Annotated in this window: 21 protein-coding genes; all 21 read right to left on the bottom strand. The window is 33.6% G+C overall.

The window, feature by feature from the left end; genetic code table 11:
- Positions 1–208: 208 nt before the first annotated feature.
- Positions 209–1,390, bottom strand: coding sequence for a DUF2062 domain-containing protein (locus tag B3J44_RS02690; RefSeq protein WP_286965612.1), 1,182 nt, complete (start codon positions 1,388–1,390; stop codon positions 209–211).
- Between the two features lie 16 nt (positions 1,391–1,406).
- Complete coding sequence (locus tag B3J44_RS02685) at positions 1,407–1,892, bottom strand: hypothetical protein (protein WP_286965611.1); 486 nt, start codon at positions 1,890–1,892, stop codon at positions 1,407–1,409.
- Positions 1,893–1,894: 2 nt separating this feature from the next.
- Positions 1,895–2,266 (bottom strand): 3-hydroxyacyl-ACP dehydratase, encoded by a 372-nt coding sequence (locus tag B3J44_RS02680; protein WP_286965608.1) that lies wholly within the window; start codon positions 2,264–2,266, stop codon positions 1,895–1,897.
- Between the two features lie 5 nt (positions 2,267–2,271).
- A complete protein-coding gene (locus B3J44_RS02675; RefSeq protein ID WP_286965607.1) occupies positions 2,272–2,883 on the bottom strand; it encodes an outer membrane beta-barrel protein in 612 nt (203 codons plus the stop codon).
- A gap of 2 nt (positions 2,884–2,885) precedes the next feature.
- On the bottom strand, positions 2,886–3,482 hold the full coding sequence (locus B3J44_RS02670; protein ID WP_177211465.1) for a porin family protein: 597 nt from the start codon (positions 3,480–3,482) through the stop codon (positions 2,886–2,888).
- A gap of 37 nt (positions 3,483–3,519) precedes the next feature.
- Complete coding sequence (locus tag B3J44_RS02665) at positions 3,520–4,155, bottom strand: hypothetical protein (protein ID WP_286965604.1); 636 nt, start codon at positions 4,153–4,155, stop codon at positions 3,520–3,522.
- Positions 4,121–4,747: an outer membrane lipoprotein carrier protein LolA gene (locus B3J44_RS02660; protein ID WP_111422991.1), complete on the bottom strand. Its 627-nt coding sequence runs from the start codon at positions 4,745–4,747 to the stop codon at positions 4,121–4,123. Before B3J44_RS02660 ends, B3J44_RS02665 begins: the two co-directional genes overlap by 35 nt.
- Before the next feature lie 125 nt (positions 4,748–4,872).
- Positions 4,873–5,649 (bottom strand): polysaccharide deacetylase family protein, encoded by a 777-nt coding sequence (locus B3J44_RS02655; RefSeq protein WP_286965602.1) that lies wholly within the window; start codon positions 5,647–5,649, stop codon positions 4,873–4,875.
- Positions 5,646–6,707, bottom strand: a complete 1,062-nt coding sequence (locus tag B3J44_RS02650; protein WP_286965600.1) for a beta-ketoacyl synthase N-terminal-like domain-containing protein — start codon at positions 6,705–6,707, stop codon at positions 5,646–5,648. The genes B3J44_RS02655 and B3J44_RS02650 overlap by 4 nt, the downstream gene beginning before the upstream one ends.
- The gene (locus B3J44_RS02645) at positions 6,707–7,906 is read right to left on the bottom strand and encodes a beta-ketoacyl-[acyl-carrier-protein] synthase family protein (protein WP_286965599.1); all 1,200 of its coding nucleotides are present in this window, start codon (positions 7,904–7,906) and stop codon (positions 6,707–6,709) included. Before B3J44_RS02645 ends, B3J44_RS02650 begins: the two co-directional genes overlap by 1 nt.
- A gap of 130 nt (positions 7,907–8,036) precedes the next feature.
- Positions 8,037–8,294 (bottom strand): phosphopantetheine-binding protein, encoded by a 258-nt coding sequence (locus B3J44_RS02640; RefSeq protein WP_008465883.1) that lies wholly within the window; start codon positions 8,292–8,294, stop codon positions 8,037–8,039.
- A gap of 2 nt (positions 8,295–8,296) precedes the next feature.
- Positions 8,297–8,914: a 3-oxoacyl-ACP synthase gene (locus tag B3J44_RS02635; RefSeq protein ID WP_286965594.1), complete on the bottom strand. Its 618-nt coding sequence runs from the start codon at positions 8,912–8,914 to the stop codon at positions 8,297–8,299.
- Between the two features lie 97 nt (positions 8,915–9,011).
- The gene (locus tag B3J44_RS02630) at positions 9,012–10,151 is read right to left on the bottom strand and encodes a beta-ketoacyl-[acyl-carrier-protein] synthase family protein (RefSeq protein WP_286965590.1); all 1,140 of its coding nucleotides are present in this window, start codon (positions 10,149–10,151) and stop codon (positions 9,012–9,014) included.
- A 101-nt stretch (positions 10,152–10,252) separates the two neighbouring features.
- On the bottom strand, positions 10,253–10,702 hold the full coding sequence (locus B3J44_RS02625) for an acyl-CoA thioesterase (protein ID WP_286965587.1): 450 nt from the start codon (positions 10,700–10,702) through the stop codon (positions 10,253–10,255).
- On the bottom strand, positions 10,677–11,960 hold the full coding sequence (locus B3J44_RS02620; RefSeq protein ID WP_286965586.1) for an ABC transporter permease: 1,284 nt from the start codon (positions 11,958–11,960) through the stop codon (positions 10,677–10,679). Before B3J44_RS02620 ends, B3J44_RS02625 begins: the two co-directional genes overlap by 26 nt.
- Positions 11,950–12,648 carry an ABC transporter ATP-binding protein gene (locus B3J44_RS02615; protein ID WP_286965584.1) on the bottom strand — a complete coding sequence of 233 codons (699 nt, stop codon included), beginning with the start codon at positions 12,646–12,648 and terminating at the stop codon, positions 11,950–11,952. Before B3J44_RS02615 ends, B3J44_RS02620 begins: the two co-directional genes overlap by 11 nt.
- Positions 12,649–12,712: 64 nt before the next feature.
- Positions 12,713–13,711 carry a BtrH N-terminal domain-containing protein gene (locus B3J44_RS02610; protein ID WP_286965581.1) on the bottom strand — a complete coding sequence of 333 codons (999 nt, stop codon included), beginning with the start codon at positions 13,709–13,711 and terminating at the stop codon, positions 12,713–12,715.
- Positions 13,712–14,116 carry a hypothetical protein gene (locus tag B3J44_RS02605; protein ID WP_286965580.1) on the bottom strand — a complete coding sequence of 135 codons (405 nt, stop codon included), beginning with the start codon at positions 14,114–14,116 and terminating at the stop codon, positions 13,712–13,714. It abuts the gene before it with no gap.
- Positions 14,117–14,127: 11 nt separating this feature from the next.
- A complete protein-coding gene (locus B3J44_RS02600) occupies positions 14,128–15,024 on the bottom strand; it encodes a hypothetical protein (protein ID WP_286965577.1) in 897 nt (298 codons plus the stop codon).
- An 8-nt stretch (positions 15,025–15,032) separates the two neighbouring features.
- Complete coding sequence (locus B3J44_RS02595) at positions 15,033–15,500, bottom strand: ABC transporter permease (RefSeq protein ID WP_286965575.1); 468 nt, start codon at positions 15,498–15,500, stop codon at positions 15,033–15,035.
- Between the two features lie 7 nt (positions 15,501–15,507).
- The coding region (locus tag B3J44_RS02590) for a hypothetical protein (RefSeq protein ID WP_286965573.1) at positions 15,508–15,920 on the bottom strand (413 nt) is incomplete at its 5' end.

The following is a 15,920-nucleotide window of genomic DNA, read 5'->3' as shown; positions in this document are numbered from 1 at the left end:
GCCACGAATTTCACGAATTTTCACGAATTCTTATTTGAAAAAGGGCATAAATTTGTTTTGTTTTTTTGCTGCAGATTAAAAGGGTTAGTTTTAGTCTATCACCCTGAGCGAAGTCGAAGGGCATTCCAATTGGACGTAGGCTTCGACTTCGCTCAGCCTGACAAACTGGATGTAAAAATCATTTTAATCCTTTTAATCTGTGGCAAACTTAACTTAAATTTTCGGTTTGTTTTTTAGAACTAAAAGCCGTTAAAAGCAGATAACTTATAAAGCCAATTGATAGCGCTGAAACGGTTGCTAAAATAAGACTTCCTACGATATATTGCGTTGCATTTTTTTGAATATCGTCAAGTGTAATCGAACTGTCTAAAACTAACGGTGCATCACTGGACACGAAAACACTTCCAACTTGAAGTGAAGCATAAATAATAAACGGAATAAAAGGCGGGAAACTTACATTTGAAGTAAGGTAAGCAATGACTTTGTTGAGTCTGAACAAAGCGGCAAAAGTAAAAAGCAATATGGTTTGAAATCCCCAGAAAGGAGAAAGTCCGATAAAAACACCTAAAGCAATTGCGGCCGATTTTTTAAAATTAGAATCGTTGCTTTCTAAAATATCTTCTAGAAAGAATTTTTTAAACCCTTTTTTTTTAGCTCTTCTAAAAAAATCTCTTGGCTTTATATACAGCAAAGCATTGGTTACCAAAACCGTATTTAAAATACTGATTCGGGTAAAATCTTGAAACGGACGAAAATGCGAAACCCTTTCAGCAGGATCATACAAAACCTGAATCGGAATATTTTTTACCACAATTCCTTTCCACGCAGCACGCACGATAACTTCGATTTCAAACTCAAATTTATTGGTATAAAAACGTTTTGGTAGCAATCGAAGCGGATACAATCTAAATCCAGATTGTGTGTCGTCTAGCTTAATTCCAGTTTCAAACTTGAACCAGAAATTAGAAAACTTGTTTCCAAAACTGCTTTTCTTAGGAACATTTTCCTGAGTCATATTTCGGCTTCCAATCAAAAGAGTATTTGGCTCATCTTGAATTGCTTCTAAAAAAACAGGAATATCTGCAGCAAAATGCTGACCGTCAGAATCGATTGTAATGGCGTATTCAAAATCCAATTCCAATGCTTTTCTAAATCCGTTTCTGAGTGCTCTTCCTTTTCCTAAATTTTTAGGATGATGAATTTGAGCCAGCTGCGAATATGATTTTAGGATCTCACTGGTAGAATCGGTTGAACCGTCATTGACAATAATGATATTTGTGGTGAAATCTAAAATAGAATCCAGTACTTTTTTCAGTGTTTTTTGGTTATTGTAAGTGGGTACAATAACGCAAAAGTTAGTCGAACTGAGTAATTCTTGCTGTGATTTCATGGGGAGTTTTTTGAGCTTACTTTACAAATTGCTTCTCTTTTTCTGAGAAACTCTTAGATTGTAAAACAAAGTCTTTAAGATAATCTTTCAAAGCCGCGCTTTGCGAAGCATAATACGTCGTTATGAATTTTTTATCTTCTTTAATATTTTTCTTGTAGCCCGTAATGCTAGGAACATCTTCCTGAACACTCAATCGGATCATTCGCATTTCAATATTACTTGGATCACTTTTTATTGTTGCCTCAAGTAATTTTGCACCTTCTTTGAAACGATCCATTTTCTGGCTTAATTTTTTTTCAAATTTAGAGTCCAATAAAATAGAAGCCGCTTTATAAGCCACCAAAATTTTATCATCATTGCTTGAAACACCTGCAAGTTTGGCTACAAACTCTTTGGCATTGCTTTCTGATTTTGCTACATCAGAATACATTTTTCGGATCGAAGCCAAATCTGGCGTTCCAGCAAAATTCACCCATAAAAGTAATGTCAGTAACAGTTTCATAATTATATTTTTTTGTACACCGTGCTCAATTTAAGAGCAGTTGTGTCGTTAAAGTAAGTCGTGTTTTTCACTTTTACTAAATCGTCTTCCGTTGTGGTAACATCCAATTCCAAGCGTAATTGTGGAGTAACCTCCGGATTAATTAACGCCATGAATTTTACATTTGCTAAAGACTGGATCATCAATGAACTTTTGGTAATCGATTCTGTAAGTTCTTTGATAATCTGAATCATACAAACACCAGGCATAATAGGATTTCCAGGGAAATGCCCTTTAAAAACCTCATGTTTTTCATTGACTAAAATTGTAATCGTATATTTCGAATCAGATACTTTTTCTTCTGATAGTATTTTATAAAAATCTTGTAAAATCATATTTTTTATTTTCCAAATGAATAGGAAACCCCTAACTGAAAATTAATATTTGTGTTATAATCGCCAAATAAATAATAATTATTGGAGTCATTTTGATAATAATCACTGCTTAAAATATCAAGCAATCCTTTTTTGAATCGTGCTTCAAATGTCAAACCAGAAGGCAGGGCATAAGCAACTCCTAAAACCAAACCAAGATCATTTTGTGCTTTTCTCACAGCAAGATTATCATTCAATAAAATATCTAATGTCGGTCCTGCTTGAAATTGAATACCTACTGGTAAAGTAAATTTATTCATAACAGAAAGAGACAAATAGTTTATATCAAGATCTAAATGTTCTACTTTATTGGTCTGTGTATTTTCATCAAAATAATTTCGAGCTACATTATTAGAACCTTGTCTGCTGTAATTAATCTCTGGTTGAAGGGCATAAACTTTGGTTATTTTAATTTCTGTAAAACCACCAGCATAAAAATCAGTTTTATAATCGGCATGCATTTCAGAAATCGTCGAAAAACTAAATCCGGCTCTTAATCCAGGCTTTACGGTTACTTGTGCTTGTATATTTAAAACCAAGAAAAAAACAGTAATAAAGAAGAATATTCTTTTATTCATTTTTATTTTGTTTTAAATGTATAGCTAATTCCGATTTGGAAAACTTGATTTAAGATTACATCATTATAGTAATATCCATTATTGTCATAATCATATCCGTTATAACCATAAATATCAATTAATCCTTGTTTAAGTCGAGCTTCAAAAGTTAAACCATTTGGCAAAGTATAACCAACACCTCCAACAAATGAAAGATCAAAATCTTCTGGATTCGTATTTACATAATTATCACTAACTTTTAAATCTAGAGAAGGGCCTGCCAATAGATGAAAACCTCCACCTCCAAAGTTAAATTTTGCAACCGCTCCCAGTGTTATATAATTCAACTCATACTTTTCAGAATAATAACGGCCGTTTTCAAAATATCTTCCTTCATCACCTTGTCTTGAATAATTTATCTCTGGCTGAACCGAGAAAAATTTATTGAATTTAATATTTACCAATCCACCAACATAGAAATCTGTTTTAGAACTATTGTCATCAATATTCGTTAATGTTGATACATTCAAACCACCTCTTAGTCCTGGACTAACTTTTACTTGCGCTTCTGTTTGCATTCCGATTAATAAAACAAATGCAATTAAAACAAATTTTCTCATTTTGGGTTTGGTTTAAGTTTAGGATTAGTTTAAGTTTTTATTCTGATTTGAAATAATTCAGTTCAATTTTCAATTTAATATTCTGATGAATTATCTGAATCTTTTCGGCAAAAATATTGTTTTCTGAACTGAAAAGCAGTGTAAATTTTTCTTTTGTTTTGGATGAATGAACGATCTTTTCTAATTTCTGATCTTTTTTGGAGATGAAAATATAATTGTCACGCTTGCCATCTGCCGATTTATATATGTCTGCCGATTCATTTTCGAATTGTTCTTGAATCAAATATTCTTTCTTTAAAAGCAATCGAAAATCTTCTTTTAAAGTATTAATCAAAATTTTTCGATCTAATTCAGACACAATAGAATTGACTTTAAAATCGGTTTCTGAAATTTCAAAATCCATTAACTTATTTCCGAATTCGGTTGTAAAAACTATTCGGTGTGTAGTGTCATTTATTTTCTTGGCAATGAAAATTCCAGACAATTCATTTCCGTAAACACTGATATTAGTTTTATAAACATAATCGGTTTTTGAATCTGAAAAATACGGAACGGTATAAGATGTTTTATCTAAATTTTTTGGCGTATAATTTTTTGTGACTGAGCCACAAGAAATTAAAACAATTGCCAGAAAGCAATTAATTAGTAAAAACTGAATCGTCGATTTTTGCATTGATCACTTTATTTTTAAGTACAATTCGGGTATAATCTTCAGATGATTCTAGCAGTTTTACCTGAACAACTGTTGCTTCTTCTTTGTCAAAAGTCAGTTCAATTTGTTTGATGTATTTTTTAAGCGTCGCATCTTTCGGAACAAATTTAGCCAGATTCTGACCTTTCAATTTAAAATATGAAATTGTAAATTCTTTGTCATCAAACATATTTCCGCTTACACTGCCAACAATCAATTTATTAATTCGAGCAAAGATTTTACTGTTTCCAATATCAACAGCACTTTTCTTTCCTTCGTCATTAATCAGGATTTTTCCGTTTTTGAAAGTGATGCTATAGTTGTATGGTTTTTTATATTGCCATTGAAGTAAAGCAGGTTCTTTAAAAACCATTTTTCCTGAAGTTTCAATGTCTTTCGATAAAAAATCTAAATGCTTGTACTGAACAAAATCGGTACTTAAAGTTTTTATTTTTTTGGCTACAACATTTACATCTTGCTTAAAAGAAGCAATTTCGGCATCGGTCATTTTTTGTTCCTGCGCGAACAAATTGCCTGAAATAAAAAGAATTAGCAGTGCTATTTTAGTTTTCATGTTTTCTCAAAAATGTGCTTTAATTTTTTTTTTTGCCACAGATTAAAATGATTTCCACAGATTATTATTTAATAAAATCCGTATCAATCCGCGTCTTCGCGTAAGCGAATCTGTTTTATCCGCGTTCAAATTTCATAGGCATTAAGTTTCAGTAATTCTTCAATAGAAATCACTTCATAATTATTTTGCTGTAAAAATTGCAAAAACTGTTCCAGTACCAAAACAGAATGTTCTGCGGTATCATGCAAAAGTACAATTCCGCCGGGAGAAATATGCTTAATGAGTCGATTGAAAATTAATTCCTGATTTTGGGTTCCACCGTCAAGCGAACGAATATTCCAGCCCATTGTTTTATGTCTGGTTACTTTTAAAGCTCTTCTTATCGAAGGAGTTGTAACTCCATAAGGCGGACGAAAGAAGTTGATTTTTCTGGAAGTGAATTTTTCCAGTAGAACATCAGTTTTCTGAAGTTCCTCGGTTATTTTTTTAGCATTATAAAAATCAAAAAACTTAGAATGCGAATACGAATGATTTCCAACTAAATGACCTTCGTCAATCACTTTTTGGAGAATTTCAGGATGTGTTTCGATGTTTTTTCCGATACAGAAAAAAGTCGCTTTGGCATTGTATTTTTTCAGAAGTTCCAAAACTTCCAAAGTGTAAATACTTGGACCGTCATCAAAAGTTAAAGCAATTTTTTTTTCTGTTTCTAAAGGATTACTGCAAAACGCTTTTACATGATAATTAGAAGAAATTCGAGCAGAACCAAAAGCATTTATTCCGATCCAAATAAAAATTATAGCAAAAAAGAACCACAAATTTATTGCAGTGTAAAGATTCAAAAGAAACAATAAAAGCAATAAAAAGATAAAAAACAGCGATATGTTTTTGTGCGTTATCATTTTGACAGCAGCGTAAAACTATGGTTTTTTCCGTTTAATTGATTGTATAATAAAATCGTTTTGTAATCTGATTTTTCGACAGCATTTACTTTTACGATTTCAGGGATTTCCTGAGTTTTCAAAATTTTAGCAGCCATCCAAAAAGCAAAAGCCGAAGCAGTATCGTATTCGCCGCTTAAATGTTTGTAATATAAAATAGGAGTTTGAGCAAATGCATTTTCAGCAAGATTTCTATAATAATTCTCAAAATCGGCATTTCCGTCAAAACCTAAAACAAGAGCATCAATATCTGAAATTTCTAAATTATTAGATTTTAAGAATGAAGTAATTGCTGCTTCAACTTCATTTTCTTCCAGAGTATTTACAATAGCAACATCTAGAAGTTCGGCATAAGTGTTTTCTTTTCTTTCGTTTTCTAAAACAAAAAAACTAGCACCCTCGCCATAAACCGCTCCACTTGTTGAAGAATTTAGAACATCGTACGGAGCAGAATTGTCTGCTTTAATACGACCGTTTAGTTTAAAAAGTGAAGTAGTATAATCGCCATTTTCGTCAACACCGCCTACTAAAATCGAATTGGCTTCAGCTTCTTCAATCTGCATTTTAGCATCAATAAGAGCCGATTCAAAAGAAACAGCACCATTCACGTAGGTAAAATTATAACCTTTACATTGCTGTAAAAGTGCAATCTGCGCACCAACGGTATTATGAGTAGATTGAATGAAGGAAGTCGGAGTTAAAAACTCTTCGTTATTATCTAAAATACTTTTCAGGAATTTTTCAGAATCTTCAATACAGCCTAAACCAGTTCCCATGATAATCGCATCGACTTTTTCAATATTGGCATCTTTCATAGCCAAAGCCGAAGCTACGATTCCGTTTTTTACACCTTTTGCCATTCTTCGGCTGGCAGCAGGCGAAATATATTCTTTGTATACTGGCGGAACAATTGCCAGTACATTTTCGTCATGATTTACAACAGCTTCTTCCAAAAAAACAGTATCAAATGTTTTTTGAGTCGAAATACAGCCTACTCCATTTATATATGTCTTCGTCATTAGCTTTTTGAAAATATAAGGGTTGAACAGTTTCCTCCAAAACCAAAAGAGTTGGATAAAACGTGCTCGATAGTTTTATTCTTTAAAGTAGTTTGAGGTTTCAAATCAAATTCTTCCATCGGAACTTCAAAATTCAAATTTGGATAAACCACATTATTCTGAATTGCCAAAACACTATAAACGGCTTCAATCGCAGCTGCAGCCGCTAGTGTATGTCCCGTAAAAGGTTTTGTAGAACTGAAATCTGGAACTTTTTCGTTTTCATAGATTCGAAGTAAAGCTCTTCCCTCAGACAAATCGTTGTTTGGCGTTGCGGTTCCGTGCACGTTGATGTAATCAATTTCAGAAGGTTTTAAACCCGAAATGTCAAAGGCTTTTTTCATGGCCAAATAAGCGCCGTCTCCATTTTCTGAAGAAGCAGTTTGGTGAAAAGCATCGTTGGCATTTCCGTAACCCGAAACTCTTGCCAATACTTTTTTGTTTTGTTTTGCTACAATTTCATCCGATTCTAAAACCAAAAAAGCGGCAGCTTCTCCAAGATTTAATCCTTTTCTGGTGTTGTCAAAAGGCTTGTTGTAATCGTCAGACAAAATCATCAAAGTCTTGAATCCGTTGATGGTGAATTTTGCCAAGGCATCGGCTCCGCCCACAATTACGCGATCTAATTTCCCCGTTTTGATTAATCTCGCACCCAACATAATGGAATTGGCCGCAGACGAACAAGCGGTACTAATGGTCGTTACCATTCCTTTTAAACCTAATTCTTCCGCAATTTTTTCGGCAACATCGCCGCCATCGTGGCAAGTGATGTATTTGGTCAATTCTGGTTTTTCGAAATAATCGTAATAATGTCTTTCCGTCATGTCCATTCCGCCAACACTTGTAGCCGAAATAAGTCCCGTTCTAAATTCATTTATATCGGTAATGCCAGCATTTTCAACAGCTTGTTTTGCTGCCAAAGTGCCAATCATAGCAGTTCTGGAGAAATTATTATTCTCATTTAATTTCAGTTCATCAACAAGATCTTCGTTGGTTTTTTTGATTTCGCCAACTTTGATAACATCTGCATGAACAGTCGAAATATTTTGAATACGAGAAATACCGATTTTGTTTTCGGTCAGCGAAATATAATTTTCCTCAACCGAATTACCAATCGCAGAGATAATTCCCATTCCCGTTATTGCAACACCTCTTGCCATTTTAGATTTTAGATTTATGATTTTAGATTCTTAGAACTTTGTCAAAGTTTCAAACTTTGACAAAGTTGTGGATTTTCAGATTTTTAGTAAGATTTTCAGCAATCTAAAATCTGCAATCTACAATCTACAATTATTTCGTTCTATTTGCGCTGATATAAGCAGCCATAGTTTCGATTGATTGGAAAATCGCTTTTCCTTCTTTCGGATCTACTAATTTAATTCCGTAATCTTTATCTAAAATCACGATCAATTCAAGTGCATCAATCGAGTCTAAACCTAAACCATCTCCAAACAAAGGATCGTTATCAGCAATATCTTCTACTGCGATATCTTCAAGGTTTAAAGTCGTTATGATTTTATTTTTTAATTCTTCTTTTAATGCTTCCATGATTATTTATTGTATAATGTATTGATAGTCTCGTTTGTATATTTTGCATTTTCTTCTGTACTAATTGTACATAAAAAAGCTTTATAATTGTCGTTAAAATATTCTACCCAACCGCACAAAACCACATCTGCTTTATTCGTATTCAGAAGAATATTCGAATAATTCGACATAAATTCGGTGTTAAAGGTGTCAAATATAAAGAAAGAATTTTCACTTTTCAGCTGATGACGGATACTTATTTCGCCCAAACAAATATTTGGCAGCGTATAAACAAAGACCGCCGGGCTTGGATAATAGTTTTCTTTGTCTGAAATAGATTCCTGATATTTTACATCGGTATCTAAACTCGACGATTTATTAGCCAAAACCAAAGCAATATTATTTTCCTGTTCTGTTGAGGTAATCGGACTTAAAAGCAATTCTGATCCTAAAAAAGCCAGCTTACTTAAAGCATCCATTTTGAAAAACTTTGGATATTGCATTTCAAAATTACGATAGGCTTGTTTCGAGAAATCAGCAAAATCGGTTGGTTCAATTTTGAATGCAGAAGTTCCGTTCAAAACAATTTCGTTGTTTTGGATGGTGATGTAGGATTGTATGTAGGTTTTGTTTTGAGTCATTATTATAATTTAAACACGAATTTCGCGAATTGGCACGAATTATTTTAGGCTTAAAAATTACACTAATTAATCCGTGCTAATTAGTGTAATTGGTGTTTTATTTTATCTTTTCAAAAACCACAGCCGTATTACAACCTCCAAATCCAGAAGCTGTTTTCAGAAAATAATCAATTTTCTTTTCTTCGTTTTTCTCAATAACATTGATAGCTTCACTAACCCCAATTTCATCAAAACCTTTCGATTCAAAAAGCTTATTTTGATTGGCAGATTCTATTGCAATTACGGTTTCCAATAATCCTGAAGCGCCAAGTGTATGACCGTAAAATCCTTTTAAACTATTTACTGGAACATTTTGTAAATCTAAACGAGTTAAGGCAATTGCTTCCATTTCGTCGTTGTAAGGAGTTGCGGTTCCGTGAGCCGAAATATAATCTAATTTGTTCGCTTCAATTTGTGCTTCTTTTAAAGCATTCTGAATGCTTCTGAACAAACCTTCACCTGTTCTAGAAGGTCCAGAAATATGATTGGCATCGTTTATCGAACTGTCGCCAATAACTTTTATTTTAGCATTTTTGGCTTCTGCCGAAATTAAAACTGCCGCTGTCGCTTCGCCTAAACTTACTCCAGTTCTGTTTTTAGAATACGGTTTACAAGGTTGTTCACTCATGGCTTGGAAAGCATTAAAGCCAGACAAAACAAATTCTGAAACTTCGTCGCCAGCGACCACAAAAACGTTGTCATAAAGTTCAGATTGAATCATTCTTTTGGCAACAGAAACGGCTAAAATTCCAGAAACGCAGGCATTTGAAACCACGATTGGCTGTGTTTGGAATCCGAAGAAATTGGCAACGTTTTTTGCTAAAACATCTAAATGTGCGTTGTTGAAATTGTCGCCAGAATCATTTGCTAAAGCGGTTACATTTCCTTTTGTGGTAGAAAGTATAAAAGCCGTTTTTGAATTTAATTCTACGTTCGAATTTTTGATAATTGGTTCTAAAGCCAAAATCATCATTTTCTCTAAACGGGAATATTTGGTGTCAGTACTAATTTTTGAAAATGCACTGTTTATTTTTTCATTAGAAATAATCGAAGCATAAAAGGGATTCGGCATCAAAGAAACATCGTTATGAAGTTGAATTCCAGAATCACCACGAAGAATGGCGCTGATATTAGATTCAACATCAAAGCCTAAAGGTGTGATGCAATTTGTTTCTGTGATGTATATTTCTCTTAACATTTTATGATTTTAATTTCGTGAATTTTTTTGCTCGCAGATCTAGCAGATTTGGCAGATTTTTTTTAAAATCCTTTTAATTCTTTTAATCTGTGGCAAAAAAACTATTTCAACAACCCAACTTTTCGTTTCCATTCCTCATAAAAAGGAGGATTCGTCAGCATTAAATTTCCTTCTTTGTCTAAAAAAACCTGAGTGGTTTCACCTGTACAGGCCACTTCTCCTTTGTCGTCAATTATTTTAAAACGGTAAATCATTTTGGCTGCCGGAGTATCAACAACTGTTGTTTCTATTGTTACCACATCTCCATAACGCAAAGACAATTTATGTTCGCAGGTCGATTTTACAATTGGAGTGGTATAACCCGTTTTGGCAATATCCAGATACGTAAGTCCGTGCTGACGTCCAAAGGCTTCTCGTCCATCTTCGAAATAAGTGATATAATTGCCGTGCCAAACAATTCCAAGCGGATCTGTTTCGTTGAAACGAATCCTAATTTCATGTGTAACGGTTAGATCTGTAGCTTCTTTAAACTGCTCTTTTCTTTTTATCATAAAATAATGCGATGGAAGTAGTAATAATGAAAAACAAAAATAATAAACTTATTCTTGGTATGATTTCGACGAAAGAAACGTTTCTAAGCAATACATCGTAAAAAGCTTCTAATCCCCAGTTCATTGGAGATGATTTTGCGATATATTGCATGATTTTTGGCATAGCAAAAACAGGAACCCAAACACCGCCAATTGCGGCTAAAATAATCACACTGGTTGCACCAAACGGAGCAGATTGTTCTTGTGTACTTGCTACTGTTCCTAATAAAATTCCGAATCCGATGGCTGCAAAACCTGAAAATAATGCGACAACACTTGTCAGCAAGAAATGACCTTCGATGTTTAATGAAGGCAATCCGATGGATGGGAATAAGAATACTGCAACGGCAACCATCATATAAAACTGAATCATGCAAATGATTGAGTAGGTAATAGTTTTTCCGATAATCACAACCAGATTAGAAACCGGATTGGTTCTTAATCGGACAAAAGTTCCTTGCGATTTTTCTTTAACAATATTGATCGATAACGGAATGACAATAAAAAATATCGCAAAAAGTGTCCAAGCTGGAACATTGTGCTGAACCGAATTTGGACGAACTTCTTTGTTATTGATTCTCGGAATTATTTCTTTGAACGTAATAAAGTTCTTTTGTTCAAAATCGATAGTTTCTTCTCCTAACTGTTTTTGAAAAGTGCTGTAAATCGATTTGGTTTCAATCTGCGAAATCATTTTATCGATTGAACTCATAACGGCATTTTTGAAACTCATCTGAACTGCTGGATCAAAATACAGTTTTACTTCTTTTTCTTTAATAATGCGTTGAGGTTCGGCAGCTGTTGTACTGTCTGTCAAACCTAAATTGCTGACGATTTTCTCTACATTCTGATTTACTTTTTCCTGTAAATCAGAACTTAGGTTTTCTGGAATTACAATCGCCAATTGAAATTTTCCTTTGTAGACATTTTCTTTGGCAATTTCTTCGGTAATCGGTTTATTGTTAATTTGAGTTACAACGGTAAAATATTTACTCTTTTCTAAATTTTCAAAAACCGTTTTAGAAACAGATCCGTGGTCTTTATCGACCAAAAGAATTTGAAGTTTAGAATCGGTTACGGCTTTAAAAGTGCTGTCTTGAATTAGGGTTACGGCAATTACCAAAACCAAAGGCATGACAAATAAAATAATCAGTCCGCCTAAATCTCTTTTTAGCAAAAGGAATTCTTTTACTATCGACATCCAAATTTTATATATCATCTCTCAACGCTTTACCGGTTAATGAAATAAAAACATCTTCGAGATTTCGAGCATCTTTTGTAGATTCAATCAATGCCGACGGAGTTGCTTGTGCGTAAATCTGTCCTTGATCTAAAATGGCAATTTGCGAACAGAAATCTTCGGCTTCAGCCAAATGATGCGAAGTATAAATAATAGTCGTTCCGTTTTGGTTCAACACTTTCAAATAATCGATAATGGCCGTTTTAGAATGCACATCAACACCAACTGTTGGCTCATCCAAAAACAAAACTTTCGGATTATGAAGGATTCCTGCAATCAGATTGACACGGCGTTTCATTCCGCCAGAAAAAGTCTGAACTTGTTTATCGGCAAATTTCAGCAAACCCAAAAGATCCAGCGTTTCGATTACTTTATCTTTTAAATCAGAACCTTTTAAGCCGTACATACTTCCAAAATAGAGCAGATTTTCTCTCGCTGTTAAAGTTGGATACAAAGCATATTCTTGAGGAACGACGCCTATGATTTTTTTAATTTTTGAAGCATGATGCTGATAGTCTAAACCATCAATTGTAAAATGTCCCGAAGTTGGTCTTACCAATCCGCAGAGCATAGAAATTAAAGTTGTTTTCCCAGCGCCGTTTGGACCAAGCAAACCAAAAATCTGACCTTCATTTATATTTAGCGAAACGTTGTTCAAAGAATACATTTCTGCATTTTTGTACTTTTTCGAAAGGGATTCTATTTGAATGATAGATTGCAAAATAGTGTTTTTAGCTGATCGCTTTTTTTAGTTTTTTGAAAAAGATTTCTTCTCTATTGGCAATGTCCAAAAGTTCATCGGCAATAGTGTTGTAGGCGTCTTCTTTGGCACTTCTGTTTTTGTAAATGCGTGAAGCTTCAACAGCAAAATCACGCCATGAATCTCCAATTTGTGTCATTTCTTTAGAAAGTTCTTTCAGTTCTTCGTTACCCAAAATAACTGAAGCTTCCTGTAAAAATGCCGCATAAATAAAACGGAAACCACCGCCGCCAGTTCCAATTTCTTCCTGCATACGAACCATTTGCGCCAAGTAATGATTGGCTTTTCTTACTCCATGTTTTGCAGGCCATTTACGAATCTGGCGAGAAACCATTTTGATGCCGCGAACACCAACAATTGGCATTGGCGCTAGCATATCTCGACACGTATTTTTGATTCCTTTTATGATGGCGCTTTTTAAATCGACTTCTTTTGGAATCTGAATCGGATAGTACATTTGTCCGCGCGGTGCAAAAGCTCCTTTGGCAAAACGCACTTTATTCATGTCTTCGTAAGTTAAAGTCGTAACGGTTTCCATAACAGGATCGCTCACTAAATATTCGGTTTCGGTTTTTCCGTAAACGACTAAATTGTGTGCGTTGAAATGAAAACGATATTCGTCTGGGAAATAACTTAAATTGTATACGCCAACTTGTAATCCGGTTGGAATATTATTTTTTAAATTTTCGTCTAAAGCTTTATTCGCATTTGCTATAGAAGAAAATTTTTGTCTTTTTATTTTTAAATTTAATCGGTTGGCCACTTTATTGAAAATCTGTCCAGGCAAAGTTCTATAGCTGATTGCTGGTGCATGATTCACTTTTATAAAAGGTAGATATACAAAAAACAATCCAGAGCCAATACCAAAAACCATCGGTTCGCTAATGTTTAGTCCGCTATTTTTTAGCAGATTCGACGCTACTCCATTCTCGCAATGAGCAGATTGATGATGTGTGAAAGTTAATTCCATTTATTTGGTAATGCTGTTTTTTAATTCTTCGACTGATACTCCAAAAGTATCAGCATATTTTTTCAGGATTTTATCGTTTAGTTTGGCAAAAACACTAGGTTTAAAATGTCTTTTTACGCGCCATTTCCAAAACCCAACATAACTTGATAATATGTTAAGATCCATTTTATTTGCTTCCATAAAATACACAATCGGACTTGCTTCGCCATTTAAAACCTGTTGTTTGGCATCGGCAATTCGTTCGTTTATTTCATCAATAGAATTTGAAAGTGCTATTGTTTTAGGTTCCCAGCCTGTACTTAATGTTGTGGTATAATTGCCGTTTTCATCAGTTGCGTATAAAAGCTCTTTTACATTATTCTTAGTTAAGTTGCTTTGATCCTGAGGTACTTGATCTTTTTCCATGACTAGTTGTATTATATTTTTAGGTGCATCACTTCTTCTAATAATGGAGCCAATCCATCTTTTGTCAAATTATCATTATTCCAAAAGCTCATAACACATCCTACATAATTATTTCTAACTTTTTCTGCGACATAATAAACTGTCAAAGTTTTTCCGCCAGACATTCCGGCCATTAATGATTTCATACCAGTAAAATCAAAAATAACTTTTTTCGCAGTAGTTTGAATTCCTTCAAATATTACAGCTACTTGTTCTTCAGAATTTACTTTGATACCACTTCTATTTTTTGTGGCAATAAATTGATTATCAATCGCATTTTTGGCACTTTCTATATTTTTATGAACAGACCAATTCATTTCGCCATTGTAAGGACATTGAACAGTATTTATATTTGTCCAAGAACAATTACGACCCAGCTTTATTTTTCTTCCTGCAAAATCAATCGAATCAATAATTAGTGGTTCAAAGACTTCTTTAGGAATTTCATTTTTTAAAATTCGGTTTATATATTCTTTTTCAAAACCTTTTTCAATCTGATTATAGTATCCAAACCAAATTATAGTAATAGTTTTGCTATTGTCTTCTACAAAATAATAAGAGTTTGTTTGAGTTAAATTCTCAGTAATTTTTTGTGTTTTAACAACATGAATGTTGTTGTTTGAAAGTGACTCGTCTTTTATTTTTGAATCGCTATCTTTTATGGAGAATTTTCTATAAATCTTTTTAAGAGACTTTTCAGAAAAATCATAACTATAAGTTTGACTTGAAAAATCAACACCATCAGTATTATAATAAGTAACGCTTTGGGTATTTAATGCTTTTAAACGTTTTGTGGAATCATCGTTTTCTTGACAATAGACAAATGCGCATAAAAGAAAGAATAATAAAGAGATTTCTTTTTTCATCATCTAAAAAATTACATCGCTGAAACCGTCTTTTGAATAAACAAGTTAATTTCGCATTCTAAGAGTATCTGATCTTCGAGTAAACTTTTACAGCTCATCGTACATAAAGTATAATCGTCTCCGACAAATTTTGAAACCAAATTGGCTTTTGTTATAATGGTATCACCAACATTTGGCAGTGCATGAATTTTTACACTTTTTAAAGCGCTGATAAATCCAATTACATTTACGTTTTCATTTTCGATTCCATTGTCGTCAAAAAAATATTTTTTTCCAACAATTGCAGAACAAGTCTGTGCTGTATTTTCGATTAATCCTGCTTCGATAAAAACAGTATTCTGAACAAAAATATTGTCTTCTTTTATCAAAAAGATGGTTTCTACAAAGTTGGCATCGATATCCAAAATCAAATCCACCATAAGCATTGGTGCTCGGTGCGGTAAATAATTTTGTATGTCAACTGCAGAAGTTGCTTTCATGATTTTTTTATTTTGCCAAAACGGTTTTCATTTGTCCTCTGGCAATTTCTTCATTATTTAACGTCGTAACAATGTCAACAAGAGTGATTCCTGCAAATTCCTGCAGAATTGTAACTTCAGACTGGATGTTGTCGTTTACGTTCGGAAGCTTTTTAATCTCAATTTCTTTAATAGAACCAATGTAGCCCGTTGGAGCAATTTCGTTTTTCAAGAAATATTGATATCCAGTATGCAATGCCACAGATTGTGCCATATGTTCTATTAATCCAGCTTCAAGAAAAATATCGTTTGACACAAAAATATTGTCGAGCTGAATTTCTAAACCAGAAACCAAAGAAGTTTCAGAATAAGAATGCATAGCGTCTACCATAACAAAAGGGAACTTTTGCGGAAGTAAATTTTCGACCATTTCTTTTTCTA

Source organism: Flavobacterium sp. UBA4854, assembly GCF_002399805.1.
Lineage (GTDB): Bacteria > Bacteroidota > Bacteroidia > Flavobacteriales > Flavobacteriaceae > Flavobacterium > Flavobacterium ginsengisoli.
The sequence above is the reverse complement of the archived record's forward strand: the minus strand, read 5'-3'. Positions and strand labels throughout refer to the sequence as shown.